The following is a 13373-nucleotide window of genomic DNA, read 5'->3' as shown; positions in this document are numbered from 1 at the left end:
GCTGACCGCCGTGAACACCATCGCGACGAGCGCGAACAGGTAGGCGGCGGGCACGACGCCGTTGGTCTCGCCGGTGACAATGCCGAAGGTGTCGAACACCGTCATGGGGGTCATGTAACCGAGGCCGAGTGCGACGATCGCCCAGAGGCCGAGGGATCGCCGCAGTGCGGTGGGTGCGGGGTTGGAGGACACGCGAGCTCCTTCGCTGCAGTCGGGGACGCCCGCAATAGTAGGCCCAGTCGCGACGAAATCCGAATCGGGAACGACTGATCTCATATCAGATCGGCGGATTCGGCCACTGAATACGCGGTGGATCCCCGTTTCGGGTGCCGAAATCGACAGTCGAGAGGTTCAGCCCTTCGCGAGCCACGCCCGCAGCTTCGCCAGCGGCCAGGTGGTCACGATCCGGTCGGCGGGCACACCGTTCGCGGCCGCGCGGGCCGCGCCGTAGGCGAGGAAGTCGAGCTGCCCGGGCGCGTGCGCGTCGGTGTCGATCGAGAACAGACAGCCGGCGTCGAGCGCGCGCTGGATGAGCTCGTCCGGCGGGTCCTGCCGTTCGGGCCGCGAGTTGATCTCGACCGCGACGCCGTTCTCGGCGCACGCGGCGAAGACGGCATCGGCGTCGAACTCGCTCGGCGGGCGGGTTCCGCGCGAGCCCTGGACGAGCCTCCCGGTGCAGTGGCCGAGCACGTTCGTGTGCGGGTCGCGGATGCCGCCGAGCATGCGCGCGGTCATCGTGCGGCTGTCGGCGCGCAGCTTGGAGTGCACGCTGGCGACCACGACGTCGAGGCGGGTGAGCAGCTCAGGGGTCTGGTCGAGCGTGCCGTCTTCGAGGATGTCGACCTCGATCCCGGTGAGGAGGGTCACGCTGCCCGTTTCGAGGCCGGCGATGACGTCGAGCTGCTCGGTCAGCCGCTCGGCGCTGAGCCCGCTCGCGACCGTGAGCGTGGGGGAGTGGTCGGTGATCGCCTGGTACTCGCGGCCCAGCGTCGCGGCGGCCGCCGCCATCACCTCGATCGGGACGGTGCCGTCCGACCATTCGGTGTGGCTGTGGAGGTCGCCCCGCAGCTGGGCGCGCAGGTCGGCGCCTCCGGCGTCCAGCGGCTTGGCGTTGCGCTCGCGCAGATCGGCGAGGTAGTCGGGCACGTCACCGGCGACGGCCTGCGAGATCACCTGGAACGTGCGGTCGCCGATCCCCTTCGTGCGCTTGAGCCGGCCGTCGGCGACGCGGGCCGCGACCTCGTCCGTGCCCAGCGGGGCGATGATGGCGGCGGCCTTGCGGAACGCCTGCACTTTGAAGGAGGGCGCGAGCTCGCGCTCGAGCCAGAAGGCGATCTCGTTGAGCGCTGCGACCGGGTCCATGTCCTCATGCTCCCACCACCGTCGCCTCGGCGGTGGGTTACGAGGGGTTACGGGAGGTGACGGGCACGAGCGACGGCGCCGGTAGCGTCGTGGGGTGAGCAGCGCGATCGAGAACCTGGGCCGCGAGACCCGGCGGTACGAGCCGAGCCCGGAGTTCGCCGCGCAGGCCAATGTCGGGCCGGAGGTGTTCGACCAGGCCCGCGACGCCGTCGCCTTCTGGGAGCGGCAGGCCGCCCGTCTCGACTGGGCCGAGCCCTGGCACACCGCCCACACCTGGCAGCCCGCGACGCCGGGCGAGGACGGCGAGCTCAGCATCCCGCGCGCCGAGTGGTTCGCCGGCGGACGCCTGAACGTGGCGGTCAACTGTGTCGACCGCCACGTCGCCGCCGGGTACGGCGAGCGCGTGGCCCTGCACTTCGAGGGCGAGCCCGGCGACGGGGAGACGATCACCTACGCCGACCTCCAGCGTCGCGTGGCCCGCGCGGCGAACGCGCTCACCGCACTCGGCGTCGGGAAGGGCGACCGCGTCGTGGTCTACCTGCCCGTCATCCCCGAGACCGTCGTGATCACCCTCGCCATCGCGCGCGTCGGCGCCATCCACTCGCTCGTGTTCGGCGGGTTCTCGGCGGAGGCCCTGCGGTTCCGGGTGGAGGACACCGGCGCGAAGCTCCTGGTGACCTCCGACGGCCAGTTCCGGCGCGGCGCGGCGGCGCCGGTGAAGGCTCAGGCCGACGCCGCCGTCGCGGGCGACAACGCGATCGAGCACGTGCTGGTCGTGCGCCGCACCGGCGAGCTCACGCCGGGCATCCCGTGGACGCCGGGCCGCGACGTCTGGTGGCACGACGTCGTCGACACCGCGCCGAGCACGCACGAGCCGGAGTTCTTCGACGCGGAGACCCCGCTGTTCATCATCTACACGTCCGGGACGACCGGGAGGCCGAAGGGCGTCGTCCACACCACAGGCGGCTACCTCACGCAGGCGGCATGGAGCCATTGGGCGCTCTTCGACGCCAAGCCGGACGACGTCTACTGGTGCACGGCCGACCTGGCCTGGGTGACCGCGCACACCTACGTGTTGTACGGCCCGCTCGCCAACGGCGCGACCTCCGTCATCTACGAGGGCACCCCGAACACGCCCTCCACCGGCCGGCACTTCGAGATCATCGAGCGCTACGGCGTGACCACGTACTACACCGCTCCGACGCTCATCCGCACCTTCATGAGCTGGTTTCCGGAGGGGCTGGCCGCCGCGGGCGACTGGGACCTCTCCAGCATCCGGCTGCTCGGCACCGTGGGGGAGGCCATCAACCCGGAGGTGTGGGTGTGGTTCCGCGACCAGCTCGGCGCCGGCCGGGCTCCCGTGGTCGACACCTGGTGGCAGTCGGAGTCCGGCGCCGCCATCGTGGCGCCGCTGCCCGGTGTGACGGTGTTGAAGCCGGGCTCGGCCACGGTGGCCGTGCCGGGCGTGACCGTCCGCGTCGTCGACGAGCACGGGGACGACGTGCCGCGCGGCTCGGGAGGCTCCATCGTCATCGACGGCACCTGGCCGGCGATGTCGCGCACCGTCTGGGCCGACGCGGAGCGCTACCGCGACTCGTACTGGAGACCGTTCGCCGACCGCGGCTACTTCTTCGCGGGCGACGGCGCGGCGATCGACGACGACGGCTACCTCTGGCTGCTCGGGAGGCTCGACGACGTCATCAACGTGTCGGGTCACCGCCTCTCGACGATCGAGATCGAGTCGGCGCTGGTGGCGCACCCGTCGGTGGCGGAGGCCGCCGTGGTCGGCGTGGGCGACGCGACGACCGGGCAGGCGGTCGCCGCCTTCGTCATCCCCGCCGGTGGCGCGGATCGCGCTCCGGGTCGCGGGCCGGAGGCCGGCGAGCTGCGCGAGCAGGTCGCCCGGGCCATCGGCGCCATCGCGAAGCCGCGCCACATCGTGCTCGTCGACGACCTCCCGAAGACCCGGTCGGGCAAGATCATGCGTCGCCTGCTCGTCGACCTGTTCGACGGCCGGCCCCTCGGCGACACCACGTCACTCCAGGACGAGACCGTGCCCTCCCGCATCGCGTCGACGCTCGCCGGCGGAAGATGAGACCTTAAGGCGCCACTGCCGATCTGAACAGGGCGAAGGCGGACTCGCCGACGATCACGCTCTCGCCGTCGTTGAGGGCGAGGCCGGGATCGCTGCTGAGCTCGAGCTGCCAGTGAGCCCCCGGCGGGTCCGGGAGGCCGAACTCGACGCCGTTCCTGGCCGCGTTGAGCAGCAGCAGGAACGAGTCTGCACCCTCGTGCATGAGGACGAACGCGATGGAGCGTGCCTCCAGATCCGCCCAGTCGTCGTCGGCGAACGGCTCGCCGTCCGCGCGCACGATCAGCACGGTGTCGGGACCCCCGACGTCGGGGGCATGGCGGTACCACTCGGGACGCAGCGCCGGCTCGGCCCGGCGCAGGTGGATGAGCTTGGAGGTGAACTCGTGAAGATCCCAGTCGGCGTTCCGCCAGTCGTACCAGGAGATCTCGTTGTCCTGGCAGTAGGCGTTGTTGTTGCCGTGCTGGGTGCGGCCGATCTCGTCGCCGCCGAGGATCATCGGCACGCCGGCGGACAGCAGGACGGTGGCCAGGAAGTTCTTGCGCTGCCGGGTGCGGAAGGCGAGGATCCCCTCGTCGTCGGTCGGTCCCTCCACGCCGTAGTTGTCGGAGCGGTTGTCGGATTCGCCGTCGCGGTTGTCCTCGCCGTTCGCCTCGTTGTGCTTCTCCGTGTAGCTGGTGAGGTCCGAGAGCGTGAAACCGTCATGAGCGGTGACGAAGTTGACGCTCGAGAGCGGGGCGCGGCGCGAGTCCTCGTAGATGTCGGGGCTGCCGAGCACGCGTTGCGAGAGGGTGGCGAGCACGCCGGGGGTGCCCCGCCAGTAGTCGCGCACGTCGTCGCGGAACGTGCCGTTCCACTCCGACCAGTCGGCGGGAAAGCCGCCGAGCTGGTAGCCGGCGACGTCCCACGGCTCGGCGATCAGCTTGACCTCGGCCAGGGTCGGGTCCTGCTGGATGAGGGTGAGGAACGCGCTGTGCAGGCTCGCGTCGCCGCCCTGGCGGGTGAGCGTGGTGGCCAGATCGAACCGGAAACCGTCGATGTGGTAGTCCTCGACCCAGTACCGCAGCGAGTCCATGATCAACTGCAGGGCGGCCGGGTGGCTGACGTTGACACTGTTGCCGGTTCCGGTCGTGTCGAAGTAGTGGGCGCGGTCGCCGTCGACGAGCCGGTAGTAGGAGGGGTTGTCGATCCCCTTGAAGCTGTACGTCGGGCCGAGGTCGTTGCCCTCGGCGGTGTGGTTGTAGACGACGTCGAGGATGACTTCCAGGCCCGCGGCGTGCAGGGCCTTCACCATGCCCTTGAACTCGTCGACCTGGTGGCCGGTGTCGCCGGTCGCGGCGTACTCGTTGTGCGGGGCGAAGAACCCGATCGAGTTGTACCCCCAGTAGTTGCGGAGGCCCTTCTCGGTGAGGTGCGCATCCTGCACGAACTGGTGCACCGGGAGCAGCTCGACCGTAGTGACGCCGAGATTCTTGAGGTACTCGACGGCGGCGGGGTGGGCCAGCCCGGCGTAGGTGCCGCGGAACTCCTCCGGGACCCACTCCATGAGCTTGGTGAAACCCTTCACGTGGGTCTCGTAGATGACGGTCTCGCTCAGCGGGATGCGCGGGCGCTCGTGGTCGCCCCAGTCGAACTCCTGGCGGTCGACGGCGACGCCGAGGGCGACGTGGCGCGCTCCGTTGGTGTCGCTGCGCCGGCGAGGGCGGCCGAGCTGGTGGCCGAACACCGCCTGGGTGTTGTCCCACGATCCGGTGACGGCGCGGGTGTGCGGAGGCAGCAGCACCTTGGCGGCGGAGAACCGGAGGCCGTTGGCCGGGTCCCAGGGGCCGGCGACGCGGAGGCCGTAGCGGGTGCCGGGGACCAGCCCGGCGACGAACCCGTGGAAGACGTGTCCGGTGCGCTGCCGCAGCTCGGTGCGGGTCTCGCGTCCGCGCGTGTCGAACAGCGAGACGAAGACCGCGTCGGCGTTCTCGCTGTAGACGGCGACGTTGGCGCCGCCCTCGACGAGTGTGAGGCCGAGTGGATACGGACGGGAGCCGTCGCCGCTCACCGGCGGGTCCGGAACGGCCGAGGCGAGGGGGAGTGCAGGGGGCAGAGATGGGACACGGTGCCTCCGATCGTTAGATCGACAGGTTACCGGGGTGGCTTCGAGGGCGGGAAGCCGTTGACAGACGACTGGCGGACCGCTAACCGTCGCGCCCGAACCGTCACGCGCGAACCGTCACGTTAGGGTGCGGGTGATGTCTCTCCTCGTCACCGTGCCCGCGGCCGTCGTCCTCCTGGCCATCGCTGTGCGCATGTGGCGGGCGGACAACCGACGGCTCAGCATCGGCGTGGTCGCAGCGATCGGTGGGTATTTCGCGATCGATTCGCTGCTGGTCGGGCTGGAGGGCACGCTGCCGCTGGCCGCGGTCCTCGCGATCCCGTTGGCACTGCTGCCGTTGCTGATCTTGGTGCTCGCGGCCTACCTGATCGGCAACGGCGTCCGGATGGTGCGGAGGGAGAGCAGGAACCTCGCGAACGCGCTGTCGCTGATCGCGGGAGTGCTGCTGCTCGCGGTACCCGTCGGAATCATTCTCGCGACGTCGTGGATGCTGTCGGCGCACGACGATCAGGTCGTCCTGCGCGCGATCCTCGCGGCGTTCGTCGTCGTCGTGGCGCTCTGCTCGACGTACGTCGCCTCCTTCTTCGTGCTCTTCCTGATCTACGGGGTGGTCTACCGTCGCGCGCGGATCGGGGACTACGACGCGATCGTCGTGCTGGGAGCCGGGCTCATCGATGGTCGTGTGCCGCCGCTGCTGGCCTCGCGGCTCGACCGCGGCGTTGCGTTGTTCTACGCCCGGCGTTCGGCCGATGGCGACTGCGTGCTGATCCCGACCGGCGGCCGGGGGAGCGACGAGCCACGCGCGGAGGGCGAGGCGATGGCCGAGTACCTCCGCGACGCCGGGGTGCCGGCGGATGCAGTGCTCGCCGAGACCGAAGCGGAGAACACCGAGCAGAACCTCCTGTTCTCGCGGGCGATCGCCGAGGCGCATCGACCGGGTACGCGTTCGCTGGTCGTGACCAGCGACTATCACGTGCTGCGTTCCGCGATGCTCGCGCGCCGTGTGGGGCTCCCCGCTGCCGCGACGGGTGCGAAGACGGCGCGATACTTCGTGCCGTCGGCGACGCTGCGGGAGTTCGTCGCGGTTGCGGTGATGTTCCCTCGCATCCAGCAGGCGGTCGCGGCTCTCTTCGTGCTCGCCGGTGTCGCGGCCGCTGCGGTGGTGTGGGCGGCCTACCCGGCGTGACGCTGCGACCGGGTGCGCCACTCACCGGGTGATTCGGACGGCACCTCCGAACACGGCGACGACCGCCGCGCCCGAACGCTCCAACCCTCCCTCCGCCGCGAGCCCCTCTCCGCTCAGCGCGGCCTCCACCGTCAGCCCGCCGCGCGTGAACCGGAACACGCCGTCGACGCACGACACCTCGGTCGCGCGGGCCCCGGCCGGCACCTGCCTGCGCAGCTCGATCAGGCGGCGGTACCACGCGAGCAGCCGTGCGTTGGCGGGCTCGTCGAGCTCGGCCCAGCGCAGTCGTGCGCTCTCGAAGGTGGCAGGGTCTTGCGGGTCGGGGACGACGGACGGGTCCCAACCCATTCGCGCGAACTCGGCGATGCGGCCGGTGCGCGTGGCCTCCGCGAGCTCCGGCTCCGGGTGGGAGCTGAAGAACGGCCACGGCGTCGTCGCACCCCACTCCTCGCCCATGAAGAGCATCGGCGTGAACGGGCCGAGGAGGACGAGTGCGGCAGCCACGGCCAGCGCACCCTCGTCGAGGGTGGCGGTGAGGCGGTCGCCGATCGCCCGGTTGCCGATCTGGTCGTGATCCTGGCTGAATGCGACCAGCCGCGTGAACGGGATCTCCGCGTCGAGCGGACGGCCATGGTGCCGTTCGCGGAAGCTCGACCAGGTGCCGTCGTGGAAGTAGCCGCGCTCGAAGACCTTCACGAGCGAGGCCGGCCCTTCGAAGTCGGCGTAGTAGCCGGTCGTCTCCCCCGTGAGGTTGACGTGCACGGCGTGGTGCACGTCGTCGTCCCACTGCGCGTCGAGGCCGTAGCCGTGCTCGAGGCGCTCGCGGATCAGCTTCGGGTCGTTGAGGTCGCTCTCGGCGATGAGGGTCGCCGCGCGTCCGGTGCGCTCGCGGATGCCGGCCGCGCGCCGGGCCATGGCTTCCAGGATGTGCTCGGCGCTGCTGTCGTGCAGGGCGTGCACAGCGTCGAGCCGTAGTCCATCGACGTGCATGTCGTCGAGCCAGAAGGCGACGTCGTCGAGGATGAGTCGACGCACCTCGTCAGAGCCGGGCCCGTCGAGGTTGACGGACGAGCCCCAGGTGTTCCGCCCGTCGCTCAGGTACGGGCCGTACTTCGGGAGGTAGTTGCCGCTCGGACCCAGGTGGTTGTACACGACGTCCTGGATGACCGCGACACCGCGTGCGTGGCACGCGTCCACGAACCGCTGGTACGCCTCCGGGCCGCCGTAGGGTTCGTGCACGGCGAACCAGAGCACGCCGTCGTAGCCCCAGCCGTGCGTCCCGTTGAACGCGTTGACCGGCAGCAGCTCGACCGCGTCCACCCCCAGGTCGACGAGGTGGACGAGGCGCTCGGCGGCGGCGTCGAGGGTCCCCTCCGGCGTGAACGTTCCGATGTGGAGCTCGTAGATCACCCGGCCGGTGAGCGATGCGGAGCGCCACTCGTCGTCGCTCCAGTCGTAGCCGGACGGGCTCCACTCGCGGCTCAGCGCGTGCACTCCGTGGGGCTGGCGCCGGGAGCGCGGGTCGGGGAACGGGCCGTCGCCGTCGACGACGAACCCGTAGTCGAGGGCATCCGAGCCCGCGTCGAGCGACTCCGCGAGGTGCCACCAGCCGCCGTCGACGCGCATCAGGGGAAGTCGCCCTCGTCCTGAGATGTCGACCGACACGGTCTCGGCGCCAGGGGCCCAGACCGGGAAGGTGCGTGCGGGAAAGGCACGCGCCGCAAGCGCGCGCGACGCCACCGGCTCGAAGCCGCTCATCGCGTCACCGCCAGCAGAGCGACGGGGTAGCGGTCGAAGAGCTCCGCCAGGGCCACGCGCCCGCTGACCGTCCGTCCTGTCAGCTCGTCGCGGAACGGCCCGGCCCCCACATCGACCGCCGTGTCGCCCCAGCCTCCCGCCTGAGCCAACCCGACCGGGAGTCGCGTCACGAGGGCGAGCGCGCCTCCCCGGTCGAATGCGACCAGGTGGTCCGATCGCGGTCCGCTCGCGAGCAGCGGGCGGTAGCCGGTGAACAGGTCGGGGCGGTCGCGCCGCAGGCGGAGCGCTCGCGACGTCACCAGGAGCTTCGCCGCGCCGGACGAGTCGATCGCCGGCAGGCGTCCCTCGTCGAGGTGCGCGAGCAGGCCGGCCGCTGCGTCGAACTCGACCGGGCGACGGTTGTCGGGGTCGACGAGCGACCGCTCCCAGCGCTCGGAGCCCTGGTAGACGTCGGGAACCCCTGGCGACATCAGCTGCAGGAGCTTGGCTCCCAGGCCGTTGCTCGCCCCTGGCGCGTCAAGGAACGCGGCGATCGCCTCCACTTCGGCGGCGACCCGGCCGTCGTCGAACACGGCGTCGACCAGGTCGGCGAGGGCACCCTCGAACAGCGCGTCGGGATCGGTCCAGCTGGTGCCGGCGCCTGCCTCGCGTGCGGCTTTGAGCGCATAGGCGTGCAGCCGTTCGCGCGAGGCGGGCCACGCTCCGACGATCGACTGCCAGAGCAGGTTCTCGAGGGTGCCGTCGCCGAGTCCGACCCGCTCGCGCACCGCTTCGAGGAACCGCGCCCAGCGATCGGGCGCCTCCGCCAGCACCTCGATCCGCGCCCGGGTGTCCTCGCTGCGTTTGGTGTCGTGGGTGCTCAGCGTGGTCAGTGAGTGCGGGAGGTCGGCGAGCCGTCGCTCCTGCAGGCGGTGGAACTCGGCGACCGGGAGGGCGAATTCCGAGGGATCCCCGCCGACCTCGGTGAGAGAGACCAGGCGCGTGTAGCGGTAGAAGGCGTTGTCCTCGACGCCTTTGGCCATGATCGCGCCGCTCGTCTGCTGGAATCGCGCCGACGCTTCTGAGAGCCGCCCGTCTCCGTCGGGGACGAGCCCGCCGACGAGCCGGGCCAGCGTCGCGGCGAGGTCGGGACGCGCGGCGGCTGCGGCGTCGCGCGCTGCCGACAGATGGCCTTCGCCGAACGGGAGGTAGCTCCGGTACACAGGGAAGGCCGCGGCGAGTTCTGCGACCGCGTCGGCGACGTCGTCGGCGGGCGGGAGGTCACCAGCGGCCTCGGCCACGCCGGCCCTCGCCTCGCGCGCGACCCTGAGCACCTCGGAGCGGAGGATGCCGTCGGCGACGGCCCGCTTGCGCCGGTGCACCAGCCCGGCCCAGTCGCGGCTCTCCTCCCGCCCGTCGTGCTCCTCGGCGAGGGCGGTCAGCGGCTCCTCGCCCCGCGGGTCGACGAAGACCCGGTCGACGATTCCGAGCGCGTCGTAGCCCGTGGTGCCCGCGATCGGCCAGTTCGGGATCCGCTCGTCGCCCTCCAGGATCTTCTCGACCCAGACCGGGCGCGCGCCGGCGAGCTCCGCGAGCCGGTCGAGGTAATCGCCCGGGTCGCGCAGCCCGTCCGGGTGGTCGACGCGGAGGCCGTCGACCAGCCCCTCGCGCAGCCAGCGGCCGATCTCGGTGTGTGTCGCGTCGAAGACCCGCGGATCCTCCACCCGCACGCCGGCGAGTGTGTTCACCGCGAAGAACCGCCGGTAGTTGAGTTCGGCGTCCGCGCGCCGCCACGAGACCAGCTCGTAGTGCTGCCGGTCGTGCACCGTCGGCGCCGCACCGAACTCCGTGCCGGGGGCGAGCGGAAATCGGTGCTCGTAGTACCGCAGCTCGCCGCCCTCCACCCTCAGCGACCCGAGCTCGTCCGGACCGTCGCCGAGCACCGGGATGCGCACGCGGCCGCCTCCGAGCTCCCAGTCGATGTCGAAGAAGTCGGCGTAGGCGGAGTCGCGGCCGAGCTTCAGGACGTCCCACCACCACGGGTTCTCGTGCGGTACCGCGACACCCACGTGGTTGGGCACGATGTCGACGATGACGGCGAGGCCCCGCGCATGGGCGGCGTCCGCGAACTCCCGCAAGGCGTCGGTTCCGCCTCGCGATTCGTCGACGCGAGTCGGGTCGACCACGTCGTAACCGTGCGCCGACCCGGCGCCCGCCTGGAGCAGGGGAGAGAGGTAGACGGCGCCGACGCCGAGCCGCTGCAGGTAGTCGAGCGTCTGCGCGGCGTCCCGCAGCGTGAAGTCGGGAGTGATCTGGAGGCGGTAGGTGCTGGTCGGTACGTCGTTGCTCACACCGTGGATTCTTTCGCGCGCCGACGCCGCCAGGAAGGGGCTGGACATTTCGGTGGAAATCCCGGAGGTGTGGAGGGCTGTGAGGGGATTGATTTTTCAGGGGGTGAGTGCAGCCTGGACGACCTCCCGCGAGGGTGGGAGCGTCGTGTTCACGCAGACGAAAGGGGACAACGAATGGGACTCGACGACAAGATCGAGAACGCCGCTCAGGACGCCGGCGGCAAGGCGAAAGAGGGCGCTGGCAAGGCCACGGGCGACGAGCGCCTGGAGGCCGAAGGCAAGGGCGATCAGGCCAAGGCCGACCTCAAGAACGCCGGCGAGAAGGTGAAGGACGCCTTCAAGCACTGAGCACCGTCTCCGGAGTCCCCGTCGCGTTCCACGTGGCGGGGACTTCGCACGTCAGGGGACGGTTCAGCCCGCGACCGCTGCGATCGCGCTGATCTCGATGAGCGCTCCCGGCACCCCGAGGCCGGCCACGCGCGTGCCGGAGACGAGCGGAGGTGCGCCGTCGCGCGCCAGACGCGGAGCGATGGCTCCGTAGGCGGCCTGGAGGTCCGCCTCGTCGTCGATGGCGACGAACCACTGCACGACGTCGTCGAGGGAGGCTCCGGCCGCCGCGAGCGCGACTTCCGCATTGTCGAGCGCCCGCGCGGCCTGCGCGCCCACCTCGGGCGAGACGAGCGCTCCGTTCTCGTCGACGCCGTTCTGGCCGCCGAGGTAGACGGTCGTCGCGCCGGCGGGCACCACCGCGACGTGACTGAAGGCGGGGCTGTGCACGAGTCCGGGAGGTTGCAAGAAAGTGATGGTCATGCCGACATCGTGTCAGGCCGCCTCCGCCGCGTACCAGGCCTTGCGCAGGCCGGCTCGCGCCCGGGAGGCCAGCATCGCCGCGGCGGTCGTCTTGATGTGCAGGAGTTCGCCGATCTCGGCGTTCGAGCGTCCCTCCACCTCGGAGTACCAGAGCGCGCGCTGCCAGCGCTCGGGGAGGGACTTGAAGGCCGCGACGGCCGCTTCACGGCGGTCGCTCTCGTCGAGCGAGTCGAACCGGTCGTCGGTGAAGCCGACCTCCGGCGCCTCATCGATGTCGACGGTGGGGCGGAGGTTGCGGCCCCACGACGCGGCGACCGAACGGATGGTGGTGGCGAGGTAGCTGCGCACGGCCGTCTTCGGGCCGGCGCCGTTGCGGACGGCCTGGAGCATCCGGGCGAAGGCCTCTGAGACCAGGTCGGCGGCGTCGATGCGGGTGGTGACGCGGCGCGCGATCGACGCGCCGACAGCGGCATGACGCCGCCAGATCTCTCCGAACGCCCGGTCGTCGCCTTCGCGGGTGAGCTGGATCAGTTCTTCGTCGGTGAGTCGGTCCAGCCGAGTGATTCCGGTGATGATGCTGAGCATGATGTCCTCGGAGGGCGAGGGGCTGGTGTCTGGCCGTTCGTCCTCGATGTCGGGAGTGTGGTTCCGAGAAGAGGACCGACAAACACCCGCCTCTGCTCGCGGAATCAGGCTCGCGAATGCTGGTATTTCAGGAACGCGTAGGACTACGTATTCGACTACGTGTCCGCTGAAAACACGTATCGCCCGCTGCCTCACCCGCTCTGGCCGCTCGATACTGGGCAGCCACAGCGCGGGCGTTATGCAACTGCTCGTGCCGTGTCCCTCAGCAGAGAGAGAAGGGCCACGACCATGAGCACACTCGAGACGCGGATGCCGATCCTGCGCGGCGTCTGCCCGAACTGCGGCACGCATGACGCGCGTCCGGCGATCGTGACGACACAGGCCGGAGGACCGGCGTTCGTCCTGGTCTGCGACCGCTGCGGCGGATGCCGCGGTTACAACGGGTGAGAGGGCAGACCATGTCGAAGAAGACGCGCGAGACACCAGCTGATACGGGCACAGGAGCGCACGTCGAGCGCGCGATGAGCGTCGTGACCGGGCAACCCATCTTCATCCGCTGCGAGTGCCCGATCGGGCGCGACCACACGTACGCCGAGTGGCACGACCGGTTCGGCGGGGTCTTCGCCGACTGACATCCCGCCGCTGGAGCCTGGACGGAGCGGCCCGTCCACCTCACAGACACCGCGCGTTCATCTGGTGTTCAGCGTCAGCGCGGAGTAGCTTGCGCTTCATGGGTGACCGAGTGGAGCGCGCCCGGGCGTGGCGCGGCGTCGGGTTCGGGGCGGTGAGCGCGCTGCTCGCCCTACTGGCGACCTCGGCGCTGCTCTTCCTGATCCCCACCGAGGGCGAGAACCCGCGCGCCTGGGGGATCATCGTCTGCGGCGTCGTGACCGTGCTCGTGTGCGCCCGGCTCGCGCTACGCAACTGGAGGCTGCTGAGGCACTACCGGGCGGACGACCTCCCGACTGCCCACGCTCCGCATCCCGCGATCCGGCGCCGGTCGCTGAATCTCGTGCACCGCCAGCCGATCCACCACTAGGGCCCGCCGGGCCGCCGGGCCGCCGCTAGATGTAGTGCCCAGGCAGGTTGTTTGTGAGCCGAGTGATGGGCGGGAGCTTGCCGATGGCGGTGTGGGGTCGGTGCTGA

12 protein-coding genes and 1 pseudogene are annotated in these 13373 nt (G+C 70.8%); 6 read left to right on the top strand and 7 right to left on the bottom strand.

Features of this window, described 5'->3' with window-relative positions; translation table 11 throughout:
• A pseudogene (locus AC0HS0_RS05065) lies at positions 1-192 on the bottom strand (Putrescine importer PuuP); the annotation flags it as partial.
• 159 nt (positions 193-351) lie between these two features.
• Entirely contained in the window at positions 352-1362 is a 1011-nt protein-coding gene (locus AC0HS0_RS05060) for a PHP domain-containing protein (protein ID WP_472962166.1), read from the bottom strand.
• Positions 1363-1456: 94 nt separating this feature from the next.
• On the opposite strand from AC0HS0_RS05060, the gene acs reads away from it, so the two are divergent.
• Positions 1457-3457, top strand: coding sequence for an acetate--CoA ligase (gene acs / locus AC0HS0_RS05055; protein ID WP_472962165.1), 2001 nt, complete (start codon positions 1457-1459; stop codon positions 3455-3457).
• A gap of 4 nt (positions 3458-3461) precedes the next feature.
• Here acs and glgX read toward each other — a convergent pair whose 3' ends face one another.
• On the bottom strand, positions 3462-5504 hold the full coding sequence (gene glgX / locus AC0HS0_RS05050) for a glycogen debranching protein GlgX (protein WP_472962163.1): 2043 nt from the start codon (positions 5502-5504) through the stop codon (positions 3462-3464).
• Positions 5505-5694: 190 nt separating this feature from the next.
• On the opposite strand from glgX, the gene AC0HS0_RS05045 reads away from it, so the two are divergent.
• Positions 5695-6744 carry a YdcF family protein gene (locus tag AC0HS0_RS05045; protein ID WP_472962161.1) on the top strand — a complete coding sequence of 350 codons (1050 nt, stop codon included), beginning with the start codon at positions 5695-5697 and terminating at the stop codon, positions 6742-6744.
• 21 nt (positions 6745-6765) lie between these two features.
• On the opposite strand, the gene treZ is transcribed toward AC0HS0_RS05045, so the two are convergent.
• Together treZ and treY are read right to left on the bottom strand one after the other, a co-directional pair.
• Positions 6766-8502: a malto-oligosyltrehalose trehalohydrolase gene (treZ, locus tag AC0HS0_RS05040; RefSeq protein ID WP_472962159.1), complete on the bottom strand. Its 1737-nt coding sequence runs from the start codon at positions 8500-8502 to the stop codon at positions 6766-6768.
• Positions 8499-10832 carry a malto-oligosyltrehalose synthase gene (treY, locus tag AC0HS0_RS05035; protein WP_472962157.1) on the bottom strand — a complete coding sequence of 778 codons (2334 nt, stop codon included), beginning with the start codon at positions 10830-10832 and terminating at the stop codon, positions 8499-8501. Before treY ends, treZ begins: the two co-directional genes overlap by 4 nt.
• 174 nt (positions 10833-11006) lie before the next feature.
• Here treY and AC0HS0_RS05030 point away from each other — a divergent pair, with 174 nt between their 5' ends.
• Positions 11007-11180: a CsbD family protein gene (locus AC0HS0_RS05030; protein WP_472962154.1), complete on the top strand. Its 174-nt coding sequence runs from the start codon at positions 11007-11009 to the stop codon at positions 11178-11180.
• A 63-nt stretch (positions 11181-11243) separates the two neighbouring features.
• On the opposite strand, the gene AC0HS0_RS05025 is transcribed toward AC0HS0_RS05030, so the two are convergent.
• Both AC0HS0_RS05025 and AC0HS0_RS05020 read right to left on the bottom strand, forming a co-directional pair.
• Positions 11244-11642 (bottom strand): RidA family protein, encoded by a 399-nt coding sequence (locus AC0HS0_RS05025; RefSeq protein WP_472962153.1) that lies wholly within the window; start codon positions 11640-11642, stop codon positions 11244-11246.
• Positions 11643-11654: 12 nt separating this feature from the next.
• The gene (locus AC0HS0_RS05020; protein WP_472962151.1) at positions 11655-12227 is read right to left on the bottom strand and encodes an RNA polymerase sigma factor; all 573 of its coding nucleotides are present in this window, start codon (positions 12225-12227) and stop codon (positions 11655-11657) included.
• Between the two features lie 288 nt (positions 12228-12515).
• Between AC0HS0_RS05020 and AC0HS0_RS05015 the strand changes: the two genes are divergently transcribed.
• From AC0HS0_RS05015 to AC0HS0_RS05005, 3 genes are all read left to right on the top strand, one after another.
• The gene (locus AC0HS0_RS05015; RefSeq protein WP_472962150.1) at positions 12516-12674 is read left to right on the top strand and encodes a hypothetical protein; all 159 of its coding nucleotides are present in this window, start codon (positions 12516-12518) and stop codon (positions 12672-12674) included.
• A gap of 11 nt (positions 12675-12685) precedes the next feature.
• Positions 12686-12859 carry a hypothetical protein gene (locus AC0HS0_RS05010; RefSeq protein WP_472962149.1) on the top strand — a complete coding sequence of 58 codons (174 nt, stop codon included), beginning with the start codon at positions 12686-12688 and terminating at the stop codon, positions 12857-12859.
• Positions 12860-12957: 98 nt separating this feature from the next.
• On the top strand, positions 12958-13266 hold the full coding sequence (locus AC0HS0_RS05005; RefSeq protein WP_472962147.1) for a hypothetical protein: 309 nt from the start codon (positions 12958-12960) through the stop codon (positions 13264-13266).
• Positions 13267-13373 lie beyond the last annotated feature (107 nt).

The sequence above is a fragment of the Leifsonia sp. PARNA 1/14 genome (genome assembly GCF_055720965.1).
Note: the sequence above shows the minus strand (reverse complement) of the source record. Positions and strands in the feature narration are given on the sequence as shown.

Excerpts from the sequence above, each read along its gene's own strand:
- AC0HS0_RS05060 (WP_472962166.1), bottom strand. The coding sequence starts at position 1,362 with ATGGACCCGGTCGCAGCGCTCAACGAGATCGCCTTCTGGCTCGAGCGC.
- AC0HS0_RS05045 (WP_472962161.1), top strand. The coding sequence starts at position 5,695 with ATGTCTCTCCTCGTCACCGTGCCCGCGGCCGTCGTCCTCCTGGCCATC.
- treZ (WP_472962159.1), bottom strand. The coding sequence starts at position 8,502 with ATGAGCGGCTTCGAGCCGGTGGCGTCGCGCGCGCTTGCGGCGCGTGCC.
- AC0HS0_RS05030 (WP_472962154.1), top strand. The coding sequence starts at position 11,007 with ATGGGACTCGACGACAAGATCGAGAACGCCGCTCAGGACGCCGGCGGC.
- AC0HS0_RS05025 (WP_472962153.1), bottom strand. The coding sequence starts at position 11,642 with ATGACCATCACTTTCTTGCAACCTCCCGGACTCGTGCACAGCCCCGCC.
- AC0HS0_RS05020 (WP_472962151.1), bottom strand. The coding sequence starts at position 12,227 with ATGCTCAGCATCATCACCGGAATCACTCGGCTGGACCGACTCACCGAC.
- AC0HS0_RS05015 (WP_472962150.1), top strand. The coding sequence starts at position 12,516 with ATGAGCACACTCGAGACGCGGATGCCGATCCTGCGCGGCGTCTGCCCG.
- AC0HS0_RS05010 (WP_472962149.1), top strand. The coding sequence starts at position 12,686 with ATGTCGAAGAAGACGCGCGAGACACCAGCTGATACGGGCACAGGAGCG.
- AC0HS0_RS05005 (WP_472962147.1), top strand. The coding sequence starts at position 12,958 with ATGGGTGACCGAGTGGAGCGCGCCCGGGCGTGGCGCGGCGTCGGGTTC.